The sequence below is a fragment of the Massilia sp. 01N417 genome (genome assembly GCF_056399645.1).
Genome location: NZ_JBFTRS010000003.1, coordinates 253,760 through 277,667 on the forward strand (window position 1 = coordinate 253,760; position 23,908 = coordinate 277,667).

At 66.0% G+C, this 23,908-nt stretch carries 20 protein-coding genes and 1 tRNA gene; 7 read left to right on the top strand and 14 right to left on the bottom strand.

What is annotated here, in order from left to right; all coding sequences use genetic code 11:
* Positions 1 to 11: 11 nt before the first annotated feature.
* Positions 12 to 782 (bottom strand): class I SAM-dependent methyltransferase, encoded by a 771-nt coding sequence (locus AC1DOQ_RS04955; RefSeq protein WP_477360853.1) that lies wholly within the window; start codon positions 780 to 782, stop codon positions 12 to 14.
* Positions 783 to 872: 90 nt separating this feature from the next.
* On the opposite strand from AC1DOQ_RS04955, the gene AC1DOQ_RS04960 reads away from it, so the two are divergent.
* Positions 873 to 1,640: a helix-turn-helix transcriptional regulator gene (locus tag AC1DOQ_RS04960; RefSeq protein ID WP_477360855.1), complete on the top strand. Its 768-nt coding sequence runs from the start codon at positions 873 to 875 to the stop codon at positions 1,638 to 1,640.
* A gap of 53 nt (positions 1,641 to 1,693) precedes the next feature.
* On the opposite strand, the gene ychF is transcribed toward AC1DOQ_RS04960, so the two are convergent.
* Positions 1,694 to 2,785 (bottom strand): redox-regulated ATPase YchF, encoded by a 1,092-nt coding sequence (gene ychF, locus AC1DOQ_RS04965; protein ID WP_441934895.1) that lies wholly within the window; start codon positions 2,783 to 2,785, stop codon positions 1,694 to 1,696.
* 108 nt (positions 2,786 to 2,893) lie between these two features.
* On the opposite strand from ychF, the gene AC1DOQ_RS04970 reads away from it, so the two are divergent.
* Positions 2,894 to 3,532: a hypothetical protein gene (locus AC1DOQ_RS04970; RefSeq protein WP_477360857.1), complete on the top strand. Its 639-nt coding sequence runs from the start codon at positions 2,894 to 2,896 to the stop codon at positions 3,530 to 3,532.
* A gap of 1 nt (position 3,533) precedes the next feature.
* Here AC1DOQ_RS04970 and AC1DOQ_RS04975 read toward each other — a convergent pair whose 3' ends face one another.
* On the bottom strand, positions 3,534 to 4,631 hold the full coding sequence (locus tag AC1DOQ_RS04975) for a patatin-like phospholipase domain-containing protein (protein WP_477360859.1): 1,098 nt from the start codon (positions 4,629 to 4,631) through the stop codon (positions 3,534 to 3,536).
* Between the two features lie 97 nt (positions 4,632 to 4,728).
* Between AC1DOQ_RS04975 and AC1DOQ_RS04980 the strand changes: the two genes are divergently transcribed.
* The gene (locus AC1DOQ_RS04980; protein ID WP_477360861.1) at positions 4,729 to 6,528 is read left to right on the top strand and encodes a DUF3857 domain-containing transglutaminase family protein; all 1,800 of its coding nucleotides are present in this window, start codon (positions 4,729 to 4,731) and stop codon (positions 6,526 to 6,528) included.
* Positions 6,529 to 6,532: 4 nt separating this feature from the next.
* Here the strand turns inward: AC1DOQ_RS04980 and AC1DOQ_RS04985 are convergent, their stop codons facing one another.
* Positions 6,533 to 7,015, bottom strand: coding sequence for a GNAT family N-acetyltransferase (locus AC1DOQ_RS04985; RefSeq protein WP_477360863.1), 483 nt, complete (start codon positions 7,013 to 7,015; stop codon positions 6,533 to 6,535).
* A gap of 44 nt (positions 7,016 to 7,059) precedes the next feature.
* On the opposite strand from AC1DOQ_RS04985, the gene AC1DOQ_RS04990 reads away from it, so the two are divergent.
* A complete protein-coding gene (locus AC1DOQ_RS04990) occupies positions 7,060 to 8,502 on the top strand; it encodes an HD domain-containing phosphohydrolase (protein ID WP_477360865.1) in 1,443 nt (480 codons plus the stop codon).
* 30 nt (positions 8,503 to 8,532) lie between these two features.
* Here the strand turns inward: AC1DOQ_RS04990 and pth are convergent, their stop codons facing one another.
* The 7 genes from pth to AC1DOQ_RS05025 all read right to left on the bottom strand — a co-directional run bounded on the left by pth (position 8,533) and on the right by AC1DOQ_RS05025 (position 14,749).
* Positions 8,533 to 9,117, bottom strand: a complete 585-nt coding sequence (gene pth, locus AC1DOQ_RS04995) for an aminoacyl-tRNA hydrolase (RefSeq protein ID WP_441934890.1) — start codon at positions 9,115 to 9,117, stop codon at positions 8,533 to 8,535.
* Positions 9,118 to 9,251: 134 nt separating this feature from the next.
* Positions 9,252 to 9,839 carry a 50S ribosomal protein L25/general stress protein Ctc gene (locus tag AC1DOQ_RS05000; RefSeq protein WP_477360867.1) on the bottom strand — a complete coding sequence of 196 codons (588 nt, stop codon included), beginning with the start codon at positions 9,837 to 9,839 and terminating at the stop codon, positions 9,252 to 9,254.
* Positions 9,840 to 10,084: 245 nt separating this feature from the next.
* Positions 10,085 to 11,035 carry a ribose-phosphate pyrophosphokinase gene (locus AC1DOQ_RS05005; RefSeq protein ID WP_477360869.1) on the bottom strand — a complete coding sequence of 317 codons (951 nt, stop codon included), beginning with the start codon at positions 11,033 to 11,035 and terminating at the stop codon, positions 10,085 to 10,087.
* Positions 11,036 to 11,190: 155 nt separating this feature from the next.
* A tRNA-Gln gene (locus tag AC1DOQ_RS05010) sits at positions 11,191 to 11,267 on the bottom strand.
* A 78-nt stretch (positions 11,268 to 11,345) separates the two neighbouring features.
* Positions 11,346 to 12,245 carry a 4-(cytidine 5'-diphospho)-2-C-methyl-D-erythritol kinase gene (ispE, locus tag AC1DOQ_RS05015; protein WP_477360871.1) on the bottom strand — a complete coding sequence of 300 codons (900 nt, stop codon included), beginning with the start codon at positions 12,243 to 12,245 and terminating at the stop codon, positions 11,346 to 11,348.
* 1 nt (position 12,246) lies between these two features.
* Positions 12,247 to 12,858, bottom strand: coding sequence for an outer membrane lipoprotein LolB (locus tag AC1DOQ_RS05020; RefSeq protein WP_477360873.1), 612 nt, complete (start codon positions 12,856 to 12,858; stop codon positions 12,247 to 12,249).
* A gap of 85 nt (positions 12,859 to 12,943) precedes the next feature.
* Positions 12,944 to 14,749 (bottom strand): tetratricopeptide repeat protein, encoded by a 1,806-nt coding sequence (locus tag AC1DOQ_RS05025; RefSeq protein WP_477360875.1) that lies wholly within the window; start codon positions 14,747 to 14,749, stop codon positions 12,944 to 12,946.
* A gap of 117 nt (positions 14,750 to 14,866) precedes the next feature.
* Here AC1DOQ_RS05025 and mutM point away from each other — a divergent pair, with 117 nt between their 5' ends.
* From mutM to mutY, 3 genes are read left to right on the top strand one after another with little or no spacing between them, the layout of a single operon-like run.
* Complete coding sequence (gene mutM, locus AC1DOQ_RS05030) at positions 14,867 to 15,712, top strand: bifunctional DNA-formamidopyrimidine glycosylase/DNA-(apurinic or apyrimidinic site) lyase (RefSeq protein WP_477360877.1); 846 nt, start codon at positions 14,867 to 14,869, stop codon at positions 15,710 to 15,712.
* A 22-nt stretch (positions 15,713 to 15,734) separates the two neighbouring features.
* On the top strand, positions 15,735 to 17,696 hold the full coding sequence (locus tag AC1DOQ_RS05035; protein ID WP_477360879.1) for a dynamin family protein: 1,962 nt from the start codon (positions 15,735 to 15,737) through the stop codon (positions 17,694 to 17,696).
* Positions 17,693 to 18,811: an A/G-specific adenine glycosylase gene (gene mutY, locus AC1DOQ_RS05040; protein ID WP_477360881.1), complete on the top strand. Its 1,119-nt coding sequence runs from the start codon at positions 17,693 to 17,695 to the stop codon at positions 18,809 to 18,811. The genes AC1DOQ_RS05035 and mutY overlap by 4 nt, the downstream gene beginning before the upstream one ends.
* Before the next feature lie 193 nt (positions 18,812 to 19,004).
* Here mutY and AC1DOQ_RS05045 read toward each other — a convergent pair whose 3' ends face one another.
* From AC1DOQ_RS05045 to AC1DOQ_RS05055, 3 genes are all read right to left on the bottom strand, one after another.
* On the bottom strand, positions 19,005 to 20,144 hold the full coding sequence (locus AC1DOQ_RS05045) for a deoxyguanosinetriphosphate triphosphohydrolase (RefSeq protein WP_477360883.1): 1,140 nt from the start codon (positions 20,142 to 20,144) through the stop codon (positions 19,005 to 19,007).
* Positions 20,141 to 21,811, bottom strand: coding sequence for a bifunctional shikimate kinase/3-dehydroquinate synthase AroKB (gene aroKB / locus AC1DOQ_RS05050; protein ID WP_477360885.1), 1,671 nt, complete (start codon positions 21,809 to 21,811; stop codon positions 20,141 to 20,143). The genes AC1DOQ_RS05045 and aroKB overlap by 4 nt, the downstream gene beginning before the upstream one ends.
* A gap of 87 nt (positions 21,812 to 21,898) precedes the next feature.
* Positions 21,899 to 23,875 (bottom strand): Ig-like domain-containing protein, encoded by a 1,977-nt coding sequence (locus tag AC1DOQ_RS05055; protein ID WP_477360887.1) that lies wholly within the window; start codon positions 23,873 to 23,875, stop codon positions 21,899 to 21,901.
* Positions 23,876 to 23,908: the final 33 nt, after the last annotated feature.

The window sequence follows — 23,908 nt, forward strand, 5'->3', positions numbered from 1 at the left end:
CCTGCCTGCATTCATCCCACCTTGCGGGCTGCGATCAAGGCCGTATCGACGGTGAAGCTGCCGTCCTCGCCGATCTCGAAATAGTCGACGACAGCGGTGCTTGCGCGCCGCTGCAGCGAACGGATCGCGGCCGCATGGCCGGCGGGCGTCTTCATCCTTTCGATCCATGGCGCGAACGCCAGCCGCAGTTTATACGTCGCGACCTGCGCGACCTCGAAGCCGAGGGACGCCAGCGTGGCCTTCCATTCGTCCAGCGATGCATTGCGCACGTGCGAAGGGTCGCGCAACAGCTCCATGGTCTGCAGCCAGGTGTCCAGCAAGGGCAGGCCAGGCGAGACGACGTCCGCGAAGAGCGCCAGTCCATCGGGCTTCAGGACCCGGTGCATCTGCGCCAGGCCTGCCGTGAAGTCGTCCCAGTGATGCGCGCTGTAGCGGGTGGCGACGATGTCGAAGGACGCGGGCGGACAGGGAAGCGCCTCGGCCGCGCCCTGTTTGGTGACGATGTTCCCCAGTCCGCGCCTGCCCGCCTCCGCCGCGACGGTTTCCAGCATGGCGGCCGACAAGTCGTAGGCAACCACCTTGTCCACCAGGCCGGCCAGCCGGAACGCGACATGGCCGCCGCCGCAACCCATGTCCAGCGCAATGGCCTCTGGACGCGGTCCGACCAGGGCGGCCATCGACTCCAGGTCCTCGCCCTGGGCGTGAACGGCGCTGGACAGGTAGGCCTGGGCGCGGGAATCGTATTGTTCGAGGACGGCGGCGTGATGGGTATCGGGATGCATGTTGGCTCCGGTAAGGTCAGGTGAAAACACATTGTGTTGAATCCACATTACTGTTACAAGGAGCCTATTTATCCTGGTATAAATTGCGCCATGAACGACGAAGAACAACGCCGCCTGCTCGGAACATTCATCCGCGCGCATCGGGAGCGCCTGACGCCGGCCAGGCCGGGCCGACGGCGCACGCCGGGGCTGCGGCGCGAGGAACTGGCCGATGCGGCCGGCCTCGGCGTCACCTGGATCACCTGGCTGGAACAGGGCCGCGAGGTGCGCGCTTCCGCCGGCGCATTGGCGCGCCTGGCCGAAGCGCTGCAGTTGTCCGCGGCGGAGCGGGCATCGCTGTTTGACCTGGCCGGCAAAAAAGATCCGCAGGCCGGCGGCGAACACGTCGACGACCTGTCCCCCGCCCTGCTCCCGCTGCCAGGGCTCGTGTCCGCGCCGGCCTACCTGCTGGACCACACCTGGACGGCCAGGGCCTGGAACGCCGCGGCGGCCGACTTGTTCGTCGGTTGGCTGGACGAGGCCGCACAAGACCGCAACCTGCTCCGCTACGTCTTCCTGTCACCCGCCGCGCGGCTGCTGATCGCGGACTGGCAGCCGCGTGCGGAACGGCTGGCGGCCGAGTTCCGGGCCGACTTTCATCGCCGGCCGGGAGACGCGACCATGAAGGCGCTGGTCGACGACTTGTGCAGGGAGAGCGGCCTGTTTGCGCAATGCTGGGACCGGCAGGATGTGCTGGGGCGGGAAGGCGGCGAGCGCCAGTTCAATCATCCGGCACAGGGCGAGCTGACGTTCCTGCAGACGACGCTGCTGGTGGCATTACAACTGGAAATCAAGCTGGTATGCCTGGCGCCGTATTGAGGGCGTAAAAAAACCCGGCATCGCAAGATGCCGGGTTTGACGATCGGGATGGGTCAGACGTTGAACAGGAAGTTCAGCACATCCCCATCCTTGACCACGTATTCCTTGCCCTCGGCGCGCATCTTGCCGGCTTCCTTCGCACCAGCCTCGCCCTTGTAGGCAATGTAGTCATCGTAGGAAATCGTCTGCGCGCGGATGAAGCCGCGTTCGAAGTCGGTGTGGATCACACCGGCTGCCTGCGGGGCGGTATCGCCGACATGGATGGTCCAGGCGCGCACTTCCTTGACGCCGGCCGTGAAGTAGGTCTGCAGGCCGAGCAGCTTGTAGGCGGCGCGGATCAGGCGGTCCAGGCCCGGCTCTTCCATGCCCATGTCGGACAGGAAGGCGGCCTTGTCGGCGTCGTCGAGGTCGGCGATCTCCGCTTCGATGGCGGCGGAAATCGCCACGATCGGTGCGTTCTGTGCTTTCGCGTATTCGGTCAACTGGTCGAGCAGCGGGTTGTTGGTGAAGCCGGTGTCGGACACGTTGGCCACGAACATGGCCGGCTTGGCGGTGATCAGGCACAGCGTCTTGATCATGGCCATCTCGTCCGCATCGAGGCCGGCGGTGCGCACCGGCTTGCCTTCGTTCAGGTGCGGCATCAGGCGCTCGCAGATCGCGACCAGCTTGGCCGCATCCTTGTCGCCCGAGCGCGCCTTCTTGTTCTCGCGGTGGATCGCCTTTTCGACGGCGCCCATGTCGGCCAGCGCCAGTTCGGTCTGGATCACTTCGATGTCGTCCAGCGGGCTGACCTTGCCGGCAACGTGAATGACGTTGTCGTCTTCGAAGCAGCGCACCACGTTGACGATCGCATCGGTCTCGCGGATGTGGGACAGGAACTGGTTGCCCAGGCCCTCGCCCTTCGACGCACCCGCCACCAGGCCGGCGATGTCGACAAATTCGACGATCGCGTTGACCATGCGTTCCGGTTTGACGATATCGGCCAGCGCCTGCATGCGCGGATCCGGCACCTCGACCACGCCGACGTTCGGCTCGATGGTGCAGAACGGATAGTTTTCAGCCGGGATGCCGGCCTTGGTCAGGGCGTTGAACAGGGTGGACTTGCCGACGTTGGGCAGGCCGACGATGCCGCATTTGAGACTCATGGGAAGCTTTCAGGATCGAATTTACGAAACCTCGTATTGTAACCCCGCCAGGCACGAAAGATCGCAATCAGGTTCTAACGCGATATGTTTAGCGTTGCTGCACCGCGAATGGCACAATATGTTTCCGCATTGCAAACACACCACGACATGCCATCGATTCCAGCGAAAGACGCCTACAAGAGCTATGAAGGCCTCACGCTTCGCGGCATCGCCGCGCACATCATCAATTCCGTGCAGTTATATAACGTCGACGGGATTGGAACGCGCAACGACTGCCAGCTGGCCATTAATTTCCTCATCAGGATGTACCACGTCCGCCTGACGTTCATGAGCAGGCTTCCGATGCCGATGTCCAACGCCGCAAGATTGGCCAGCGGCGAAAAGCTCATCAAGGAACATGCCATTCCGGTCGCAACCATCATGAAGTTGCTGATCGATTCGGAGATTCCACCGACAAGGCTGCCGATCGAACAACTCCTCGATCGCGTCATGAAACTGCTTGACGCGACGACCTGCCGCGCGCTCGTCACGAAGGAAGAAGACGCCAGGCTCACCGCCGCAAACCTGGCGGACCGGATGCCCGAAGGGTTCAGCTATCCCTGGGCCGACCCATGGGTACGCTACAAGAAGGCAGGCATCGAGATCGATGGGCTCGAGGAATACACGAAGGCATTCGCCGAGGCGGCCGCTGCGGCGCACGCTGCGGAAGAAGCCCGGCGGGCCGACAAGGATCCCAACCGCGGCTGAGTCAAAACGGACGAATGCGCGACAAATCCGGCATGTTCACGAACGCCGCGAACTCGTCGCGCAGTCGCTCGCCCTCGTCCATCGCCTGTTTCCAGGCAAGAATCCGCGCATCGTGGTTGAGGCCGTAGAACTTGAAGTCGCTACGGTCGATCAGTTTCCCGCGCGGCAGTTTGCCGAGGAATTCCGGGCTCGGCGCCACGATCAGCACATTGTCCAGCCAGCCGCGGTTCGGTCCGCGCGTGGCGCGGCGCCAGGGCAGTGCCTTGTCCAGCCAGCCCGGCACGATGTGTTCGCTGAAATGCGGGTAGAGCACGATCGCCCCCGGCTCCTGTGCCGCGATACGCGTGTAAGGCAGCGCCAGGTTGTAGTCGACGATGCCGCCGTCCCAGTAATGGCCCTGCGGCGCCCCGGCGATGTCGCGCACCGGCTTCATCAGCATCGGCAGGGTGCCGGAAGCCAGCAGGCCGGACGCCAGGTTCTCGCGCGTCAGCGGCGAAAAGTGGGTGGCGAAGCTGTCGAACTTCTCGCGCAGCCAAGGGGCGGCGCTGCGCATGTCGCCGATCACGACGCGGTCCATCAGCTGGGCCAGGCGGTCACGCGATGCCAGGTTGTGCAGCGCCGCCGCCGCGAACCCCTTCATTTCCGCGTACCGGTGCCCGGGCGCGGCCAGGGAGCGCTTGCCGCGCACGGTCAGCAGGTGCAGGCGGTGCTGCGGGTGGTTGACGATGTCGTCCTCGTGGCCGCGCACGAATTCTCCCAATAGCCCTTGCACCACTTCGTCGATCTGTTCCTGCGAGGGCTTCGTGCTGGTATAGCGCTGGCCGCTGTAGAGCTCGCCCAGGCGGGCGAAAGCCTTGACCGGATCCTTCTGGCAGGCGGCCGCCATGCGCCAGGCGCCGATCGAGGAGCCGATCAGGGTGCGCTCGCGCGGCGCGCTTGGGAACCACTCGCCGAACACCCACTGGTCGAGCGAGCGGAAGATCAATCCCTTGGGGCCGCCGGCGGCGGCGGGAACGACCGCGATGTCGCCGGCGCGCAGGCCATGCGTGCGGATCTGGGCCAGGGCCAGCGGCCCGGCGTGGAAGCTTAGTGCGCTCATCCCGAAATTATCGCAGGAAGAGCGCGCTTGCGTTCGCTCAAGGGCCACCAGGTCGGCCTTCGTAACATGGTCCGATCGCTCACTTCGTGGAAGCCGCATGACCGCCCGCCGCTACACAGCACAGTCCGCTATCGCGCCCTGCCCGGCCTGGGCGCCTGGCATGCCGGCGCTGGCCGGCTTGCTGTTGCTGCTGGCCCTGGTGCTCGCCGGCGCCCCTGCGCGGGCGCGCGATACCGGCACCGATCCGGCCGTGGTCGTCGACCGCTTCATCCAGCACTACGTGGTCGAGCCCGACGGCGGCTACCGGCTCAGCGTCGAGCTTGCCAAGACCATCCTCCAGCAGCGCGCCCTGCGTGCCCACGGCCAGGCCACGATCAGCTACAACCGCAGCCTGGACGAGGTGCTGTCGATCGAGGCCTGGACCATCAAGCCGGACGGCCGGCGGGTGGCGGCGCAACCCGGCCAGGTGCAGGACCAGCAGGAAGCGGCGAGTGCAAGCGGCGAAGCGCCGATGTTCCAGGACACGCGCCTGAAAGTCGTGGTGTTTCCCGAGGCGGCGGTGGGCGACCGGCTGGCGCTGCGCTACGTGCTGAGGCGCAAGGCGGCGCTGTTCCCCGGCCACTTCGAACACCTCTCGTCCGCATCCTTCTACCTCAACAGGAATTACCTGCTGATCTACGACATGCCGGCCTCGATGCCGCTGCATGCGGACGCGGTCGGCTTCGTGCCGGTGCCGGGCGACAGTCCGCCGGGGCGCCGGCGCTACCAGTGGCGCTACGTGAACGGCGACAACGATCGCCTGGAAGCCGGCTCGGTCAGCTACCTCGACTACGGCAAGCGCTTGGCGGTCTCGACCTTTCCCAATTACGCCGCCTTCGCGCGCGCCTTCCGCCTCGGTGCCGCGCGCGCCGCCGGCAAGGCCCGGCCGTCGGCAGCCATCACGGCTCTGGCGCGCCAGCTGACGGCCGGGCTGCCGGACGCGCGCGCCCGCGCGCTGGCGCTGTCGGACTGGGTCAGGCACAACATCCGTTACGTGGGCGTCCACGTGGGGCCGGGCGGCGTGGTGCCGCATCCGGCCGCCACCGTGCTCGATAACCGCTACGGCGACTGCAAGGACCACGCCGGCCTGCTGGAAGCCCTGCTGGCCGCGGCCGGCATCGACAGTAGCGGCGCGCTGGTCAACAACGGCAATGCCTACCGCCTGCCGGACGCCCCGACCCTGGGCGTGCTCAACCACATGATCACCTGGGTGCCGAGCCTCGGCCTCTACCTGGATCCGACGGCGGAGATGTTGGGCGCGGGCTATCTGCCCGCCGGCATCCTCGGCAAGCCGGTGCTGCTGCTGAAGACCGGGACCTTTGCGATGACGCCGATCCTGCAGCCCGAGCGCAACCGCACCGCGACCTGGTTCGACATCCGCCGCGACGGCCAGAGCCGCTTCAAGTCGAGCAAGACAGCCAGCGGCGGCGGCGACGAAGTCCGGCTGTCCTTTTCCGGCACCAGCGGCGGTTTCCTCGAGCTGCCCGGCCCGAGCGGGCTGGCCACCACCCACGATCTCTGGGGCGGACTCGGCCAGGCCGTGTTCAAGCTCGGCGAAGAGAGCGAGCGGCGCCAGGACTTCGTCTGCCCGGCCATCGACATCGAGGACGAAACCGGCTTCCGCTTCCCGAAGGGGGTGCGCATCCTCGCCATGCCGCGCCCGGTGCAGCTGATGGACGGCGGCATTTATTATCGCGCCCGTTACGCGCGGCGCGGCAGCGAGGTCGTGGTCGGGCGCCGCCTGACCTTCCGCCATGGCCGCCCCACCTGCACCCCGGCCGACTTCCGCGCCATGCAGCCGGCGCTCGAGCGCATCGTCCGCGACCTGCGCAGCCAGATCGTGGTCGCCGGCAGTTGACACGCTAGACGGCGCGCAGCCGCGCCACCGCCTCGTCGCTCAATTCGAAACGCAGGTCGACTCGCTCGCGTCCCGAGCGATAGCCGCCGGGCCAGCGCGCGATCACCTCGAAGCCGCAGCGCTGGAAGAAGCCGGCCGTGTGCGGATGCGTGTCGACCGTCACCCAGCGCGGCTTCAGCTTGCGTCCCGCCATGTGCAGCAGGCGGTAGTTCAGCAGGACGCGGCCGATACCGCTGCCGTGGCGGTCGGCGCGCACCAGGCCGAACACCAGCGTGCCCAGGTCGTAGAACGCCGAGAGTTCATAGCCGCCGAAGGCGACCACCTCGTCCCCCTCGACCGCGACGAAGAAGGGGCCGTCCGGCTCGTCGAGGGCCGAGCGCAGCCAGGCCTCTTCGGACGCCGGGAAATGGTCGGGGACATTGCTGCGGAAGGCCGCCAGCACCGCCTTGCGGTCGGCCGGGCGATAGCGCCTGATGCGTGGTTTCATGCGTGCTCCTTGTTGACTCTCATGTTGGCCGTTACATTATGGCCATGCAACTCGACGAAACCATCAGCGTGGAAGATGCCGTGCAGGTGCTGGCCATGGTCGGCGACCTGAGCATGGGCCTGCCGCCCGATCACTCGATCCGGACGGCGCGCCTGGCCGCGCGGCTGGCGGAGGAAAACGGCGATGCCGCGGAGGCCTGCACCAGCACCCGCCTGGTCGGGCTGCTGCGCTGGTCGGGCAGCACGGCGACGGCGGCCGGCTTCGCCAACCTGCTCGGCGACGACGTCCTCGGCCGCCACGCGATGGTAACGCGCACCATGTCCGGCAATCCCAACCTGACCCTGCCCAATGTACTGCCGCTGGCCCAGATGCAGTGCGAGGTCGCGGGCGACATCGCTGCCCTGCTCGGCTTGTCGAGCGACGTCGAGGAAGCCCTGCGCCACCTGTTCGGCAGCCACCACCGCGGCGACATGCAGGATGCGCTGTTCGCGCCGAACATTCCGCGCGCCGTATTCTACGTGCGCCTGGCCGGCGACCTCGAGGTGCTGGCGCCGGCCCACGGTACGGACAGCGCGCTGAAGCTGATCGGCGAACGGGCCGGCGTCAAATACCCGGCGACCTTGGTGCAGCGCCTGCTGCCCCACGCCCAGGACTGGCTGGCGGCGCTGGACGAGCCCTCCTGCGCGGCCGACTATCCCGGCCACGACCGCCGCGTACCGCTCACCATCATCGCCGACGTGATCGAGCTGAAGCTGCCCTGGCTGGCCGGCTACTCGCGCCGGGTGGCGGAGCTGGCCAAGCGCAGCGCGGTCCCGGCCGGCCTGATCGCGCTCGAGGAAAAGCCGCTGGTGCGGGCCGCCCTGCTGCATGGGATCGGCCGGGTGGCGGTGCCGAACGCGGTGTGGCAGCGCCCGGGAAAACTGTCGGTGCTGGAATGGGACCAGGTGCGGCGGGTGCCGTTCTGGACCGCGCGCGCCGGCGACCAGGTGCCCGCCATCGTCCAGGATGCGACCTTGGCCTCCTTCGTCTACGAGCGCGTGGACGGCAGCGGCTACTTCCGCAAGGCGCGCGGCGAAGCGATCGGGATGCAGGAAAGAGTATTGGCGGTGGCGGCCGCCTACACGGCGATGTGCTCGCCGCGGCCCTGGCGCCCGGCCCATGGCGACGCCGCCGCCGGGACCCTCCTCGTGGCCCAGGCCGGCGCCGGACGCTTCGACCGCGGGGCGGTTGCCGCCGTGATCGAGGCGGCGCGGGCGATGGCACCGAAGCCCGGCAAGGTGACGCCGGTCCGCGATCCCCTGCTGTCGGCGCGCGAGATCGAGGTGCTGCGCCACATCAGCCTGGGAGAAACGAGCCGGGAAGCGGCGCGCGCGATGAAGATCAGTCCGGCCAGCGTGCGCACCCACGTCGACCATATCTTCGAGAAGCTGGAGGCGAGTTCGCGGCCGGCGGCGACCTTGAAAGCGCTGACGCGCGGGTTGATCTAGGTAGGGTGGGCTCGGAGAGCCCACCCTACATCAATCGGTATGCAATTGCGTCGTGGCCTGGTTCAGCTTGCCCTCGCAAACCATCGGAATGATGCGCAGCGACTTGTCGATCGCCTCTTCGATCAGGGTCTGCTCCTCGCGGCGCGGACGGTGCAGCACGAAGTCGGCCACGCCCTGCTGCAGGTTGAGGGTGCGCGGATGGCCGATGCCGAGGCGCAGGCGCCAGTAATCCTGGGTCCCGAGCGCCGAGGTAATGTCCTTCAGGCCGTTGTGGCCGCCCGAGGAACCACCGCGCTTGAGCTTGGCTGCGCCGGGCGGCAGGTCGAGTTCGTCGTGCACGACCAGGATCTCTTCCGGGGCGATCTTGAAGAAGCGCGCCAAGCTGCCTACCGACTGGCCGGAGCGGTTCATGAAGGTCAGCGGTTCCAGCAGCCATACCTCATTGCCCGAGATCGAGGTCTTGGCGACCATGGCGTTGAAGCGCGATTCGCGCTGCAGGCGGCAATTGGGCAAGGTGTTGGCAAGGTTGTCGACCAGCCAGAAGCCGGCATTGTGGCGGGTTTGTTCGTATTCCGGGCCGGGGTTGCCGAGGCCGACGATCAGGCGGATGTGCATAAACGGTCAAGTTCGCGTAAAACTCGATTATCGCGGAAAACCGCGAATGGCTGAACAAAACAAAAAACCCGCCGGACGCGAGTCGCAGCGGGTTTTTGCCCAACCGCTCCCGAAGGAGCGGTAGCGAGTAACAATTACTCGGCAGCGGTTTCGGCCGTAGCGGCACCACGCGGCACCGACGAGGTGGCGATGGTCTGGTCTTTGCCGTGAGCAACGACGGTCACGCCTTCCGGCAGGGTCAGGTCGGACACGTGGACCGAGGCGCCGGTTTCCAGCTTGCTCAGGTCGACGGTGATGAATTCCGGCAGTTGGCCCGGCAGGCAGGACACTTCCAGTTCGTTCAGCACGTGCGACACGATGGCGCCGCCCAGCTTGACTGCCGGCGAGATCTCGGCGTTGACGAAGTGCAGAGCGACCTTGGTGTGGATCTTTTGCGAAGCATCGACGCGCTGGAAGTCGACGTGCAGGACGAGTTGCTTGTATGCGTGCATCTGGAAGTCGCGCAGCAGCACTTGCTGAGCCTTGCCATCCAGTTCCAGGTCCAGAACGGCACCGTGGAAAGCTTCTTTCTTGAGCGCGTGGAACAACGCGTTGCCGTCGACGGCGATCAGTTCCGGGGCAGCGGCGCCACCGTAGATGATGCCAGGGGTCTGGCCAGCGTTGCGCAGGCGGCGGCTCGCTCCGGTACCTTGCTGTTCGCGTTTGAATGCGACTACTTTCATGTGAAACTCCAAAAATAAAGTGGGCACGAATGCCGGAAGACTCCGGCCCGGTTGCCCGGATTGTGAACACCCCCGCGACCAGGGGTGTCCGTGGAATGAGCGCATTGCTACGCACTCAAGAAATCGACAACATCGTCCCCGCGCAGGCGGGGATCCAGGTTCTTTTCCGACATGGACGTGGGCACGGGGCGCCCACCCTACCGTTCAATGTAGGGTGGGCACCCCGTGCCCGCGTTCTTATTCTCTTAGTCGACGAACAGCGAAATGACCGAGTCGCCCTTCACGATACGCTTGAAGGTTTCGGCCAGCAGCGGCGCGCTGGTCAGTTGACGGATCTTGCCGCAAGCCTGGCCAGCCGGGCTCAGCGGGATCGTGTCGGTGACGACCAGTTCGTCCAGCGGCGAATTCGCGATACGCTCGATGGCCGGGCCGGACAGGACCGGGTGCGTGCAGTACGCCACGACTTTCTTGGCGCCACGCTCTTTCAGGACTTCGGCGGCCTTGCACAGGGTGCCTGCGGTGTCGACCATGTCGTCCATGATCACGCAGTTACGGCCCTGGACTTCACCGATGATGTTCATGACTTCCGACACGTTCGCCTTCGGGCGGCGCTTGTCGATGATCGCCAGGTCGCAGCCGAGGCGCTTGGCCAGCGCACGGGCGCGCACCACGCCGCCGACGTCCGGCGACACCACCAGCAGGTCGTCGTAGTTGCGCTTCTGCAGGTCGCCCAGCAGGATCGGCGATGCGTAGATGTTGTCGACCGGGATGTCGAAGAAGCCCTGGATCTGGTCGGCGTGCAGATCCATGATCAGCACACGTTCCACGCCGGCTTCCTGCAGCATGTTGGCGACCACCTTGGCCGAGATCGCGACACGCGCCGAGCGCGGGCGACGGTCCTGGCGGGCATAGCCGAAGTAGGGAATCGCCGCGGTGATGCGGCCTGCCGATGCGCGCTTCAGAGCGTCGACCATCAGCATGATTTCCATCAGGTTGTCATTGGTGGGAGCGCAGGTCGATTGCAGAACGAAGACGTCCTTGCCACGAACGTTCTCGTTGATTTCGACCATTACTTCGCCATCGGAGAACTTCGAGACCACGGCCTTGCCAAGCGGAATGCCGAGGTTTTTTGCGACCCCTTCTGCTAGCGCCGGATTGGCATTGCCGGTAAAAACCATCAGGTTTTCGTAAGCCATGGGGAGTCCCAGAAGAGTAAGCGTTGAAAGAAACTGAAAAGTCGTTAATGCAAGAAGATTAACGCTTGGACTACAAAAAAAATGGGCCGCTCTAGGCGGCTCCCACTTCTATTGCCTGCTGGAGCACTAGTCATCCACAGTTCAGGCAAAATCTTTGGCAGGGGAACAAGGATTCGAACCTTGGTATGCCGGAATCAAAATCCGGTGCCTTAACCAGCTTGGCGATTCCCCTACACTGAAACTTGTACTGCTTTTGCTTCTTATCACCGCTTTGGCTTGTTGCCGTTGCGCTGACAGGCAAAATTTTATTCTACAACTCGTTGATTTGCAAGAGCGATTTCATCGGATGTTTCGTTAGCGAACTTGCTTTCCACGCTGTCCACTTCGCCGGTACCTGCTTCAGCACCTGCTCTGCTTCTTGCTCTGTGGAAAACGCGCTGAACACGCACGCTCCGGAGCCAGTCATCCTGGCCGCTCCATGACCACCCAACCATTCGACCGCCTCTGCTACCGGCGGGAACAGGCGAACTGCCACGTCCTGCAAATCATTTTTCCCGAACCCCGCTGAATCTTTCGATTCGGCTTGATGCCCTAGGAAGTCCGCTATTCTGACGGGTTTAGTGTTTCTTGTCAAATCGGGTGCCGTAAAAATTGCTGCCGTTGGCACGGAAACACCAGGCTCGATCACCACATACCAGCAATCCGGCCCCGGCACCGCCTGCAACGCCTCCCCTACGCCCTCGGCAAATGCGGTCTCGCCGAACAGGAAGAAGGGGATGTCGGCGCCCAGCGGCAGGCCGATCGCCATCAGCTCCGCATCGCTCAGGCCGGCCTGCCACAAATGATTCGCGGCCATCAGCGCGGTGGCGGCATCCGACGATCCGCCGCCCAGCCCGCCACCCATCGGCAGGCGCTTGTCGATGCGCACGCTGATGCCGGGCGGCAGCCTGCCGTGGCGGCGCTGGAACTCGGCCTGCAGCGCACGCAGGGCACGCACGATCAGGTCCTGCTCTGCCGGCACGCCGGGCACGTCGTTGACGCGCACGATGAGGTCGTCGTCGCGCAGGTCGAAGTCGAGGGTGTCGCTTTTATCGATCAGCTGGAACACCGATTGCAGCAGGTGATAGCCGTCCGGGCGGCGGCCGGTCACGTGCAGGAACAGGTTGAGCTTGGCTGGCGCGGGGCAGCCGTGCAGGGAAGACGGCGCCATCTCAGCTTTCCGGGAAGATCGTGATGCTGATCGACAGGTCACCGCTCTCCGCGGTGGCGCCGCGGTTAGCCTGGATGAGCTTGGGCAGCGGCGCACCGTTCGGGCCCGGCTTGTCCTGCCACTCGGCAAAGCGCAGGCTCCAGCCATCGCGCGTGAACACATTGTTGTTGGCCGGCGATGCCACGAAGCGTTTGCCCTGGGCGTCCGTGGCATAGCCTTGCAGCCAGTCGCGCAGGCCGGCCACCGGCAGGGAGTAGCCGAGCGCCTGCCGGGTCAGCGTGTCGATGTCCTTTTCCGTGCGCGGTTCGCGCTTGGGCTGGGTCAGCGTGGCGGAGTCCGGCGTGACGCTGATCTCGGCAACGGTCTGGCCGAAGGGGTCGAACATCGATACCTCGATGTGGCCCGGGCGCTGGGTCCAACTGAATTTGCCGCCAACCCGGTTCGTCTCGTTATTGTTCAGGTAGGTCACCGCGATCTTGCCGTTCAGGTCGATGGTGTCGCGGTAGGCGGCGACCGAGGCGGTGGAGAGATTGGCGGTGGAGGTCGCGCAGCCTGCCAGGGTGAAGGCGATGGTGGCGGCTGCTAGCAGGCGAAATGGAAACTTGATCGGCATCGGTGCAAACTTGGCCCCCCGCCTGCGCGGGGGCGACGTTGTTGTGAAATTTTATTTCAAATGGCTTATTTTTTGAAAGATTCTTTCAAAGCGATGCGCGCAGTCGCGTCAGCGTACTTTTGAGCGCATCGTTCTTCGGATCCTTGGCCCGCGCCTCGCGCCACAGCTTGCGCGCATCGTCGTGCTGGCCCTTCTTCCACAGGACCTCGCCCAGGTGGACGGCGATCTCCGGATCGTTGCGCAGCGCGTAGGCCTTGCGCAGCTGGGCTTCGGCTTCGTCCAGCTTGCCCATGCGGTATTGGACCCAGCCCATGCTGTCCATGATGAAGGGATCGGTCGGCGCCATCTTCTGGGCCTTGTCGATCAGCTGGTAGGCTTCCTTCAGGCGCACGTTGCGGTCCGCCAGCGAATAGCCGAGGGCGTTGTACGCGTGCTGGTTGTCCGGCGCCTTGGCGATCACCTGGCGCAGCGCCTTTTCCATCACCGCGGGCTTGCCCATCTTCTCGGCCATCAGTGCGTAGTCGTACAGGAAATCCGTGTTGTCCGGGAAGCGCTTGAGGCCCTGCTCCATCAGCTTGAAGGCTTCCTGGTTCTTGCCGGCGTCGCGCAGCAGCTGGGCTTCGACCAGCAGGACCTGGGCCTGCTCGGCCGGCTCCGCGGGCTTGAGCGTGCCCAGCAGCTTGCGGGCGCCGGCCAGGTCGCCCTGCTTGGCAGTCAGCTGGGCGCGGCGCAGGTCGGAGCCGAACTGGATCTTCGGGTCATTCGTGTCGAGGCGGTCGAGCCAGGCCAGCGCGCCCGGGATGTCGCCGCGGTCCTCGGCCAGCTGGGACAGGATCAGCACGGCCTTGGTCGGGTCGCGCTCCTCTTCCGGGGCCTTTTCCATGACGTCGACGAAGCGCGTGAAGTACTGCTCGGCGCCCTGGTTGTCGTTCATCTGCATCGACAGGATGCCGAGCGCGTACAGGGTGCCGGGATTGTTCGGCTGGGCCTTGTCGAGCGCCAGGAATTCCTTGCGCGCGGCCTCGTACTGCTTGGCGTTGACCAGCAGGCGGGCGTAGGCGGTGCGCACTTCCTTGGCGTCCGGATGGGTGGCCAGGAAGTCGGCCAGCACCTTCGCCGACTGTTCGTCGCCTTCCGTCACCTGGGCCAGGGTCAGGACGGCGATCTCGGAATCCGGCTTGATCTGCAGCGCGGCGCGGGCTTCGCGCAAGGCGTCTTCCCGCGCGCCGCGCGCCAGCGCGGACTGGGCCAGCACCACGTGGGTTTCCATCATGTTGCCGTAGGGCGCGACCAGGCGATCGAGCATGGCGATGGCGGCGTCCTTGTCCTTGGCGCGCATCACCAATTGCTGCATCTGGAACATCACCAGGCCGCGGGCGCCCGGGGTGGCGTCGGCCAGGCGCTGCTTCAGCACATTTTCCGCTTCGGAGAGGTTGTCGGACAGGACTACCAGCCCCAGATAGTACTGATTGGCCTCGTCGGAGTTGGGCGCGTACTGGCGCCACAGCTTCACCGCAGCGAGGGCGTCGTCGGGCTGCTTGGCCGACAGCGCCATCTCGGCGGCGCGCTTGGCCAGGCGCGGATCCCTGGTCTGCTGGGCCAGGCTCATCAGCGTGAGGTAGGGACCCTGCCAGTCGCCCTTCTTGTACGCCAGCTCGGCAGCCATGAGCTGGGACATCATCTGGGGCGTCATCGTCACGTTCGGCAGTTGCTCGTCCCCCTGCTGGGCGCTGTCCTGGGCCGGCTCGCCGGCGGCGGCGCGGCGTTGCGCCTCGGCGGCGGCGAGCGGCTGGTCGGAATGGTCGGCCTGGCTGGCCGGCTGCTGCTTGGGCGCCACAGCGCATGCAGACAGCAGGGCCGAGAGGGTTACAATGGCGAAAGTGTTTTTCAAGGTCGATCCCGCATCAACAAGATGGACCGATTCTACGCTTAACGCCTGCCGCGCGTGCGCCGTTGCAACACGAATTTACATACTTTTCCACTGTTCTTCCCTGCATCTTTCCCTGATATGCCCGAACTCCCGGAAGTAGAAGTCACTCGGCGCGGCGTCGCTCCGCACCTGGAAGGCCGTGTCGTCGAACAGGTCGTGCTGCGGCGCGAGGGCCTGCGCTGGCCGTTTCCGCCGAACCTGGACGCGCTGCTGGCAGGCCGCGAAATCCTGTCGACCAGCCGCCGCGGCAAGTATTTGCTGATCCATTTCGAGCACGGCACCCTGATCGTCCACCTCGGCATGTCCGGCCACCTGCGGGTGCTGCCGGAAGGCGTCGAGCTGAAGAAGCACGACCACTTCGACCTGGTCGTCCGGGAGAAACACGCGGGTCCCGAAAGCCGGCGCGTGCTGCGCCTGCACGATCCGCGCCGCTTCGGCGCCGTGCTCTGGCACGGCAACGACGACGGCGAACTCGAGCAGCACATCCTGCTGCGCGGCCTGGGCGTCGAACCGCTCGAGGACGGTTTCTCCGGCGCCCTGCTCCACCGCGAGACGCGGCGGCGCAACGCGCCCATCAAGCAGGTGCTGCTGGCCGGCGACATCGTGGTCGGGGTCGGCAATATCTACGCCTGCGAGAGCCTGTTCCGCGCCGGCATCAATCCGAAGACGGCGGCCTCGCGCATCAGCCGTGCCCGCTACGACAGGCTGGCCGAGGCCATCCGCGAGATCCTTGCCGCCGCGATTGTGCAAGGTGGCAGTACTCTGCGTGACTTTATTGCAGTAAATGGTCAGTCCGGATATTTCCAGCAGACATATTTCGTCTATGATCGTGCAGGAGTGCCTTGCAGAAACTGTGGCGCGCCCGTGCGCCAGATCGTCCAGGGCCAGCGGTCGACGTTCTACTGCGCGACCTGCCAGAAGTAAGCCAAAGATAGGCGGCACAACAATGCAAGATATTCAACAATACGGGGCCTGGCGCGCCAGCGTCGCCGAGGCGCTGGAACGCTACCGCGGCTGGGTGCAAGCGGCCGAACTGCTGGACGGCGCGGCCGAACAGCGGCTGGCGCGGGCCCTGGCCCGGGTCCGCGACGACCGCCTGTCGGTGGCCTTCGTGGCCGAGTTCTCGCGCGGCAAATCGGAGCTGATCAACGCGATCTTCTTTGCCGACTACGGCCAGCGCATCGTGCCGTCCAGTCCCGGCCGCACCACCATGTGCCCGACCGAGCTGGCCTGGGAGCCGCAGCTGCCGGCCTGCATCCGCCTGCTGCCGATCGAGACCCGCGCCGGGCGCCTGGCCACCAGCGACTACCGCGAGGATCCCGCCGCCTGGACCGTGCTGCCGCTCGACCTCGAATCGCCCGAGCGCATGATCGAGACCTTCCGCCAGGTCAGCCTGACGCGCCGCGTGAGCGTCGACGAGGCGCGCAGCTACGGCCTCTACGATCCGGAAGACCCCGACCTGCTAGGGGCCCTCGGCGACGACGGCCTGGTCGAGATCCCGCAATGGCGGCATGCGCTGATCAACTTCCCGCATCCGCTGCTCAAGCAGGGCCTGGTCATCCTCGACACCCCAGGCCTGAACGCGATCGGCACCGAGCCGGAACTGACCCTCAACCTGATCCCGAACGCGCACGCGGTGCTGTTCATCCTGGCCGCCGAGACCGGCGTGACGAAGAGCGACATCGAAGTCTGGCGCACCCATATCGGGGCCGGCCCGGGACGCATCGTCGTGCTGAACAAGATCGACGCCCTGTGGGACGAGCTGCGCACGGAAGCGGAGAACGAGGCCGCGATCGCGCGCCAGCAGGCCGGCGCGGCCCAGCTGCTGGGCCTCGAGACATCCCAGGTGTTCCCGGTCTCGGCCCAGAAGGGCCTGGTCGGGCGCGTCAACCAGGACATGGCGCTGTTCGAGAAAAGCCGCATCGGGCTGCTGGAATCGGCCCTGTTCAACGAACTCATTCCGGCGCGCCAGGACATCCTGCGCCGCCAGCTGCGCGAGGACATGGACGCCATCACGGCCGGCCAGCAGGCGCTGCTGGGCGCGCGCATCCGCGACCTGGTCGAGCAGTTGCAGGAGCTGCAAAGCCTGCGCGGCAAGAACCAGGGCGTGATCGCCCACATGATGCGCCGCGTCGAGATGGAGAAGAAGGAATTCGACGCCAGCCTGTTCAAGCTGCAGGGCACGCGCGCCGTGTTCGCGACCCTGTCGACGGAGCTGTACAGCAGCATCGGCATGGACGTGCTGCAGGAACAGGTCGATGCGGTGCGCACCGCAATGGAAGGCGTGCTGTTCGCCACCGGCATGCGCGCGCCGGTACGGACTTTCTTCGACGAGGCGCGCGCCAGCCTGGACGCCTCCACCGCGAAGATCGGCGAGATCGGTGCGATGATGGAGACCATGTACCGCCGCTTCTCGGCCGAGCACGGCCTGGCGCTGGCGATGCCGATGCCCCTGTCGCTGGCGCGCTACCGCAGCGAAGTCGACGCCGTCGAGGCGATCTGGCAGAAGCAGTCCGGCACCGCGACCCTCCTGATCACCAGCCGCGGCACGATGCTGGAGCGCTTCGTCGACACCATCGCGGCGCGCGTCAAGCACACCTTCCGCGCCGCGAATGCCGACGTCGAGGCCTGGCTGAAGGTGATCATGGCGCCGCTGGAAGCGCAGATCCGCCAGCACCGCGAGCAGCTGCGGCACCGGCAGTCGTCGATCCAGCGCATCCACGACGCGACTGAAAGCCTGGAACAGAAGATCGCCGCCTTCGAATCGGCCCAGCAGGAACTTGAGCAGGTCAAGGCGAAATTGTCCACCTTGACGGGCGCGGTGACGCGGGTGCTGGATGCGCCGCTGGCTTCTTCGCCGGCTTCTTCGCCGGCGGTGACGGCATCGCAGATTTTGGAAACTGCATGAAAAGATTGACCGAATTCGATATCAGCGAGCTGGAAGATCCCGGCTTTTCACGCGCCGTGATCGACTGGCAGCGCCAGCACGGCCGCCACGCCCTGCCCTGGCAGAACACGCGCGACGCCTACCGCATCTGGCTGTCCGAGATCATGCTGCAGCAGACCCAGGTGGCCGCGGTGCTGGGCTATTACGCGCGCTTCCTGGAGCGCTTCCCGACCGTGCAGGCGCTGGCCGAAGCCACTGTGGATGAGGTCATGGCGTATTGGGCGGGCCTGGGTTACTACACCCGGGCGCGCAACCTGCATGCCTGCGCGCGCCGCGTGGTCGCCGAATACGGCGGCGTGTTCCCGTCCGATCCGGCGCTGCTGGCCGACCTGCCGGGCATCGGCCGCTCGACCGCCGCCGCCATCTCCGCGTTTTCCAGCGGTACGCGCGCCGCGATCCTGGACGGGAACGTCAAGCGCGTGTTCGCGCGCGTGTTCGGCATCGACCAGTATCCCGGCCTGAAGCCGGTCGAAGACGCCCTGTGGCGCCGCGCCGAGGCGCTGCTGCCTGCAGGTGGCGAGGGGATCGAATCCTATACCCAGGGCCTGATGGACCTGGGCGCGACCCTGTGCACGCGCTCGAAGCCCGACTGCGGCCGCTGTCCGCTGCAGGATCGCTGCGTGGCCCACGCCACTAGCCGCACCGCCGAACTGCCGGTGCGCAAGCCGAAAAAGGCGACGCCGGAAAAGCGCGCGCAGATGCTGGTCGTGATCGACCGCGGCCAGGTGCTGCTCGAGCAGCGGCCCGGCACCGGAATCTGGGGCGGCCTGCTGTCGATGCCGGAAGTCGGCGGCCATGTGGCGCTGGACGAGGACGAGGAACTCGACGCGGGCGCGGCGTCGGAGGCGGCGGAGAAATTCGGCACGGTCGACGAGACGGAAACCCTGCTGCCGCTGGAACACGGCTTCACGCACTACAGGCTGCACATCCACCCCTACCGGATCGGGCTGACGTCGCGCGCCGAACTCCCGGCCGGCTACCTGTGGTGGGACCTGTCCCGAATCGACGAAGCCGCCCTGCCGGCACCCATCAAGAAACTGCTGGGCCAGCTGGGCCAGCCCTCCCTGTTCGGCTGAACAAATTCGGGGTCAAATTCGGGGTCAGAGCACTTTTTTGGGCAATGTCCTACTGCCATCTTTTTAGGCAGCTTACGCAAGGCCGTCATGCAAGCCGGCAGCTTGGCTGGCTGATGGTATTACGCGCGAGGAATTGTTCGAAAAAGTGCTCTGACCCCGAATTTAGGCCGAAAAGTGCTCTGACCCCGAATTTTTACAACTCGTCCAGCGAGAAGATGCGCTTGTGCTCGCGGATCGCGTAGCGGTCCGTCATGCCCGCGATGTAGTCGGCGATCTTGTGGGCCTGCTTCATGGTGTCGCCGGAGGCCAGCTGGTAGTCGAAAGGCAGCAGCACCGGGTCCGTCATGAAGGCGTCGAAGAGTTCGCGCACGATGCGGCTGGCTTTCACCCGCATGCGGTTGACCTTGTAGTGGCGGTAGAGGTTGGCGTACAGGAAGCGTTTCAGGGCCGTGGTCTCTTCGCGCATCTTCGGCGAAAAGCGGATCAGCGGCGGTCCCGCGCGCACCTCGTCGATGCTGTTCGGGGCCGCCTCGAGCAGCAGTGCCGCCGAGGTCTCGACCAGGTCGGCCGTCATCGCCGTGATCATCAGGCGGATCGTCTCGTACAGCTCGCGCCGGCCCGGCAGGCCCGGATACTGCCGCACGACCTGGTGGTGCAGGCGCGCGAACAGTTCGACCTCTTCCATCTGCTTCATGGTCAGCAGGCCGGAGCGCAGGCCATCGTCGATGTCGTGGTTGTTGTACGCGATCTCGTCGGCCAGGTTGGCCAGCTGGGCTTCCAGGCTGGGCTGGTGCCTGTCGATGAAGCGCTGGCCGAGTTCCCCCAACTGGCGCGCATTCGCCAGCGAGCAGTGCTTCAGGATGCCTTCGCGCGTTTCGAAGGTCAGGTTCAGGCCGTCGAAGGCGCCGTAGTGCTCCTCGAGATGGTCGACCACGCGCAGGCTCTGCAGGTTGTGCTCGAAGCCGCCGTGGTCCTTCATGCATTCGTTCAGCACGTCCTGGCCGACGTGGCCGAAGGGCGTGTGGCCGAGGTCGTGGGCCAGCGAAACCGCTTCGACCAGGTCCTCATTCAGGCGCAGGCTGCGCGCCAGGGTGCGCGCGATCTGGGCGACTTCGATCGAGTGGGTCAGGCGGGTGCGGAACAGGTCGCCCTCGTGGTTCAGGAAGACCTGGGTCTTGTATTCCAGCCGGCGGAAGGCGGTGGAGTGGATGATGCGGTCGCGGTCGCGCTGGAATTCGCTGCGCGAGCCGGCCGCGGGTTCGGGATGGCGACGCCCACGGGACTTCGACGAGTGCGCCGCATAAGGTGCCAGGTGGGCGTCGAAATCGATCATCCCCGGTTCCTCGTGACGTTGGCGTCCAGGGTCGCCAGCAGCTGCTCCCGCGGCGCGCCGGTGATGCTCGGGCTGCCCAGGGGCTTGAGCAGGATGAACTTGATGGCGCCGCCCTCGTTCTTCTTGTCGACTTCCATCAGCTCGATCCAGCGCTCGGCACCCAGGTCCGGCGCTTCGACCGGCAGCCCGGCCGCCTTCACCAGGCGGCGCACGCGCAGGGCGTCGTCGGCACCGAGCAGGCCGAGGCGGTGCGAGAGGTCGGCCGCCATCACCATGCCGCAGCCGACCGCTTCGCCGTGCAGCCACTCGCCGTAGCCGAGGCCGTTCTCGATCGCGTGGCCGAAGGTGTGGCCGAAGTTCAGCACCGCGCGCAGGCCGCCTTCGCGCTCGTCGCGGCGGACCACGTCGGCCTTGATCTCGCAGGAGCGCAGGATGGCGTGGGCCAGCGCGCCTGGCTCGCGCGCCACCAGCTTGCCGATGTTCGCCTCGATCCACTCGAAGAAGGACAGATCCAGCACGGCGCCATGCTTGATCACTTCCGCCAGGCCGGCCGACAGCTCGCGGGCCGGCAGGGTGTCCAGCGTCGCCGTATCCGCGATCACGGCGCGCGGCTGGTAAAAGGCGCCGATCATGTTCTTGCCGAGCGGGTGGTTGATGCCGGTCTTGCCGCCCACCGAGGAATCGACCTGGGACAGCAGGGTCGTCGGGATCTGCACGAAGGGCACGCCGCGCATGTAGCTGGCGGCCGCATAGCCGGTCAGGTCGCCGATCACGCCACCGCCCAGCGCCACCAGGGTGGTCTTGCGGTCGCATTTATTCGCCAGCAGGGCGTCGAACACCAGGTTCAGGCTCTGCCAGTTCTTATATTCCTCGCCGTCCGGCAGCACGATGGTGACGATCTCGCGTCCGCTCGCGCGCAGCGGCGCCGCCACCTTTTCCAGGTACAGCGGCGCGATCGTGGTGTTGGTGACGATCGCGATCTTGCCGCCGCCGGCGCCGATGTGACGGGTCAGCAGTTCGCCGTCCTCTAAAAGTCCGCGTCCGATCAGGATCGGATAGCTACGTTCGCCCAGGTCGACGTTAAGGGTAGTACAGGCTTGTTCGTTCATGTGTGTGCGTGCCTTGGTCCGCTGGCGCGCCGCATCCAGCGCGGCCAGCTGGTCCAGTATTGTCTGAACCATCGATTGTACGTTAGGCCGGCCGGTGTCGATGACGAGGTCGGCGATCTCGCGGTACAGGGGCTCGCGCTGCGCGGTCAGGTCTTCCAGTTTCTTGCGCGGATCGGCGGTCTGCAGCAGCGGGCGGTTCTTGTCGTGCGAGGTGCGCGCCAGGATGCTGTTGACGCTGGCCCGCAGGTAGATCACGGTGCCGCGCTCGGACAGCAGGCGCCGGCTGTCCGGATTCAGCACCGCGCCGCCGCCGGTAGCCAGCACCAGGCCGCTGCCGGCCGTCAGTTCGCGGATCATGTCGGCTTCGCGCCGGCGGAAGCTGGGCTCGCCTTCGATCTCGAAGATCCAGGGCACCGAGGCGCCGGTGCGGGCTTCGATCTCGTGGTCCGAATCGACGAAGTGCATGCCCAGGCGGCGCGCCAGCAGGCGGCCGATGGTCGTCTTGCCGGCACCCATCAGGCCGACGAGGAAGATGTTGTTGTTCTTGCAGTGAGGCACTATTCTCGATCGCTCAAAAAGCAAACGGCCAGGGTAACCTGGCCGCCGCGTGATTCGTTCAGTTGCTACCGGTTTCAGTGCATTGTATTACGGGCAGGTGAACGTGAGTTTAAAAGGAATGGTCGTTACCGTATTGAACGGCGCCGGCGTGGTGACGGTGACGTTGAACGAGGACTGTACGGTGGTCGTGCAGTTGGTCGGATTCGAGCCCGAAATGCTGAAGGTGTGGATCGAACCCTGGTTGCCGCTGACCGCGATGCCGCTCGGATCGTCCACGTTGCTGCTGCTATGCGGTGCGATGTTCGGCACGGTGGCCGGCTGGACCGCCGCCGCGTTAGCGTTGAGCATGCTCGTGATCGCCACCGTACTGCCTGCCGGCAAGGGGTTGAAGTTCACGTCGTTGAACTGCAGCTGGAACACCTTGGTTGCGCTGGCGCTGATCGCGCCCAGGTCGTTCGGGGTCAGGGCATCGAAGGATACCTTGTTGCCGTTCATGAGCGTGTTCACGGCGCGCCCACTGCTGAAGAACACCGCGGTGCGGGCCGTCAGGAAGTTGGTGCCGTCGGTGGTGCTGGCGCAGATCGTCGCCAGGCCCGGGCGGGTGCTGTCCGGGGTGATGCTGTTGCAGGGCGTGACCGGCACGCCCGGGGTGGCGGTGAACGGCGCCTGGGCGCGCAGCGGCACCGCGCAAGTGCCGTTGGTGGTGTTGCAGCCGCCCTTGTCGGACGTGCCGATGATGCCCAGGTTGGTCTGGAAGACCACCGGGGTACCGTCCGGCACCGGGTTGGAGAAGGCGTCACCCAGGCTGACCGAGACCGTGGCCGCCGGATTGCCCGGCGAACTCTGGACGTTCCAGCCTTCGAAATTGAACTTGTCGGTCGCGATCGAGAACGCGCGCTGCACCGGCTTGCCGGTGGTCACGACGATCGAGTCCGACAGGGTCGAGATATCCGGACTGCCGTTGACGCCCGTGTTCGGCAAGGTGGCACGCACCTTGAACGTGGTGGCGGTGGTGCCCGAATTCACGGTGGTCACCACGTTGCCGCTGGCGTCGGTGGTATCGCTGAGCTTGTTGATCGTGACGTCGGCCGTGTCCGGGTAACGCTGGAAGGTGACCTGCTGGCCGGCCAGCGGGTTGCCGAAGGTATCGACGACCTTGAAGGTGAGCAGCGCGGTTTCGGTACGGTTGATGCCGCCCTGCCCCTGCACCACCAGCGACTGGTTGGTCGGCGACGCCGAGGCGAACTGCACCGAGGCCGCGCGCGGCGGCGCGATCGTCAGCGACAGCGTGGCCTGGGTGGAGATGCCGTCCGCCGACACGGTGATCACATCGCTGGTGCCGCAGCCCTTGTCGCGGTAGACGGTCCTGGCGACGCCGTTGTTGGTCGCCACGGTGGCGGCCAGGGTCGCCTTGCCCTTGTCGGCGCAGTCCGACCTGAAGCTGACGTTGACCGGCTGCGCGGTGTAGGCGGCGCCGCCGCTCAGCACGCTCACCGACAGGTCGGTCGATTCGTAGGCCTGGATCGAGGCGGCCGAAGCGCTCATGGCGCCGAAGGACAGCGAGGTGGCGCCGACCGAGTAGTTCGAGGTGCCCGTCACGGCGCTGCCGGCCACGGTGCTGGTGGCGGTGACGGTGCCGGCGCCGCCCGAGGCTGCGCTGGCCGGACGCATGGTGACGCTGGCGATGCCGTTCACGTCGGTCAGCGCGGTGCCCGACGAGGGCGAGAATACCGCCAGGTTGTTGTCGGTGGCGAAGGTGACGATCGCGTTCGGCACCGGCTTCTTGTTCGCGTCCAGCACGGTCGCCTTGACCGTCAGCGGGGTCGCGCTCGACAGGGCGTTCGATGCCGCGCCGCCGGCGCCGGTAAAGCCCACGCTCACGGTCGGGCTGGCGGTCACGGTGGTGCCGCCGGTGCCGGTGCCGCCGCTGCCGGTGGAACCGCTGCCGCCGCCGGTCACGGCGCCAGGGTTGCCGCCGCCGCCGCCGCAGGCGCTCAGTACCAGCGCCATCAGCAGGGCTGTGGCGACGGGCGCGCCGCGGCGCGCGATGTTGGTATTGCTCATGTCTGCCTTCTTCTTGTCGATTGTATTGACTGG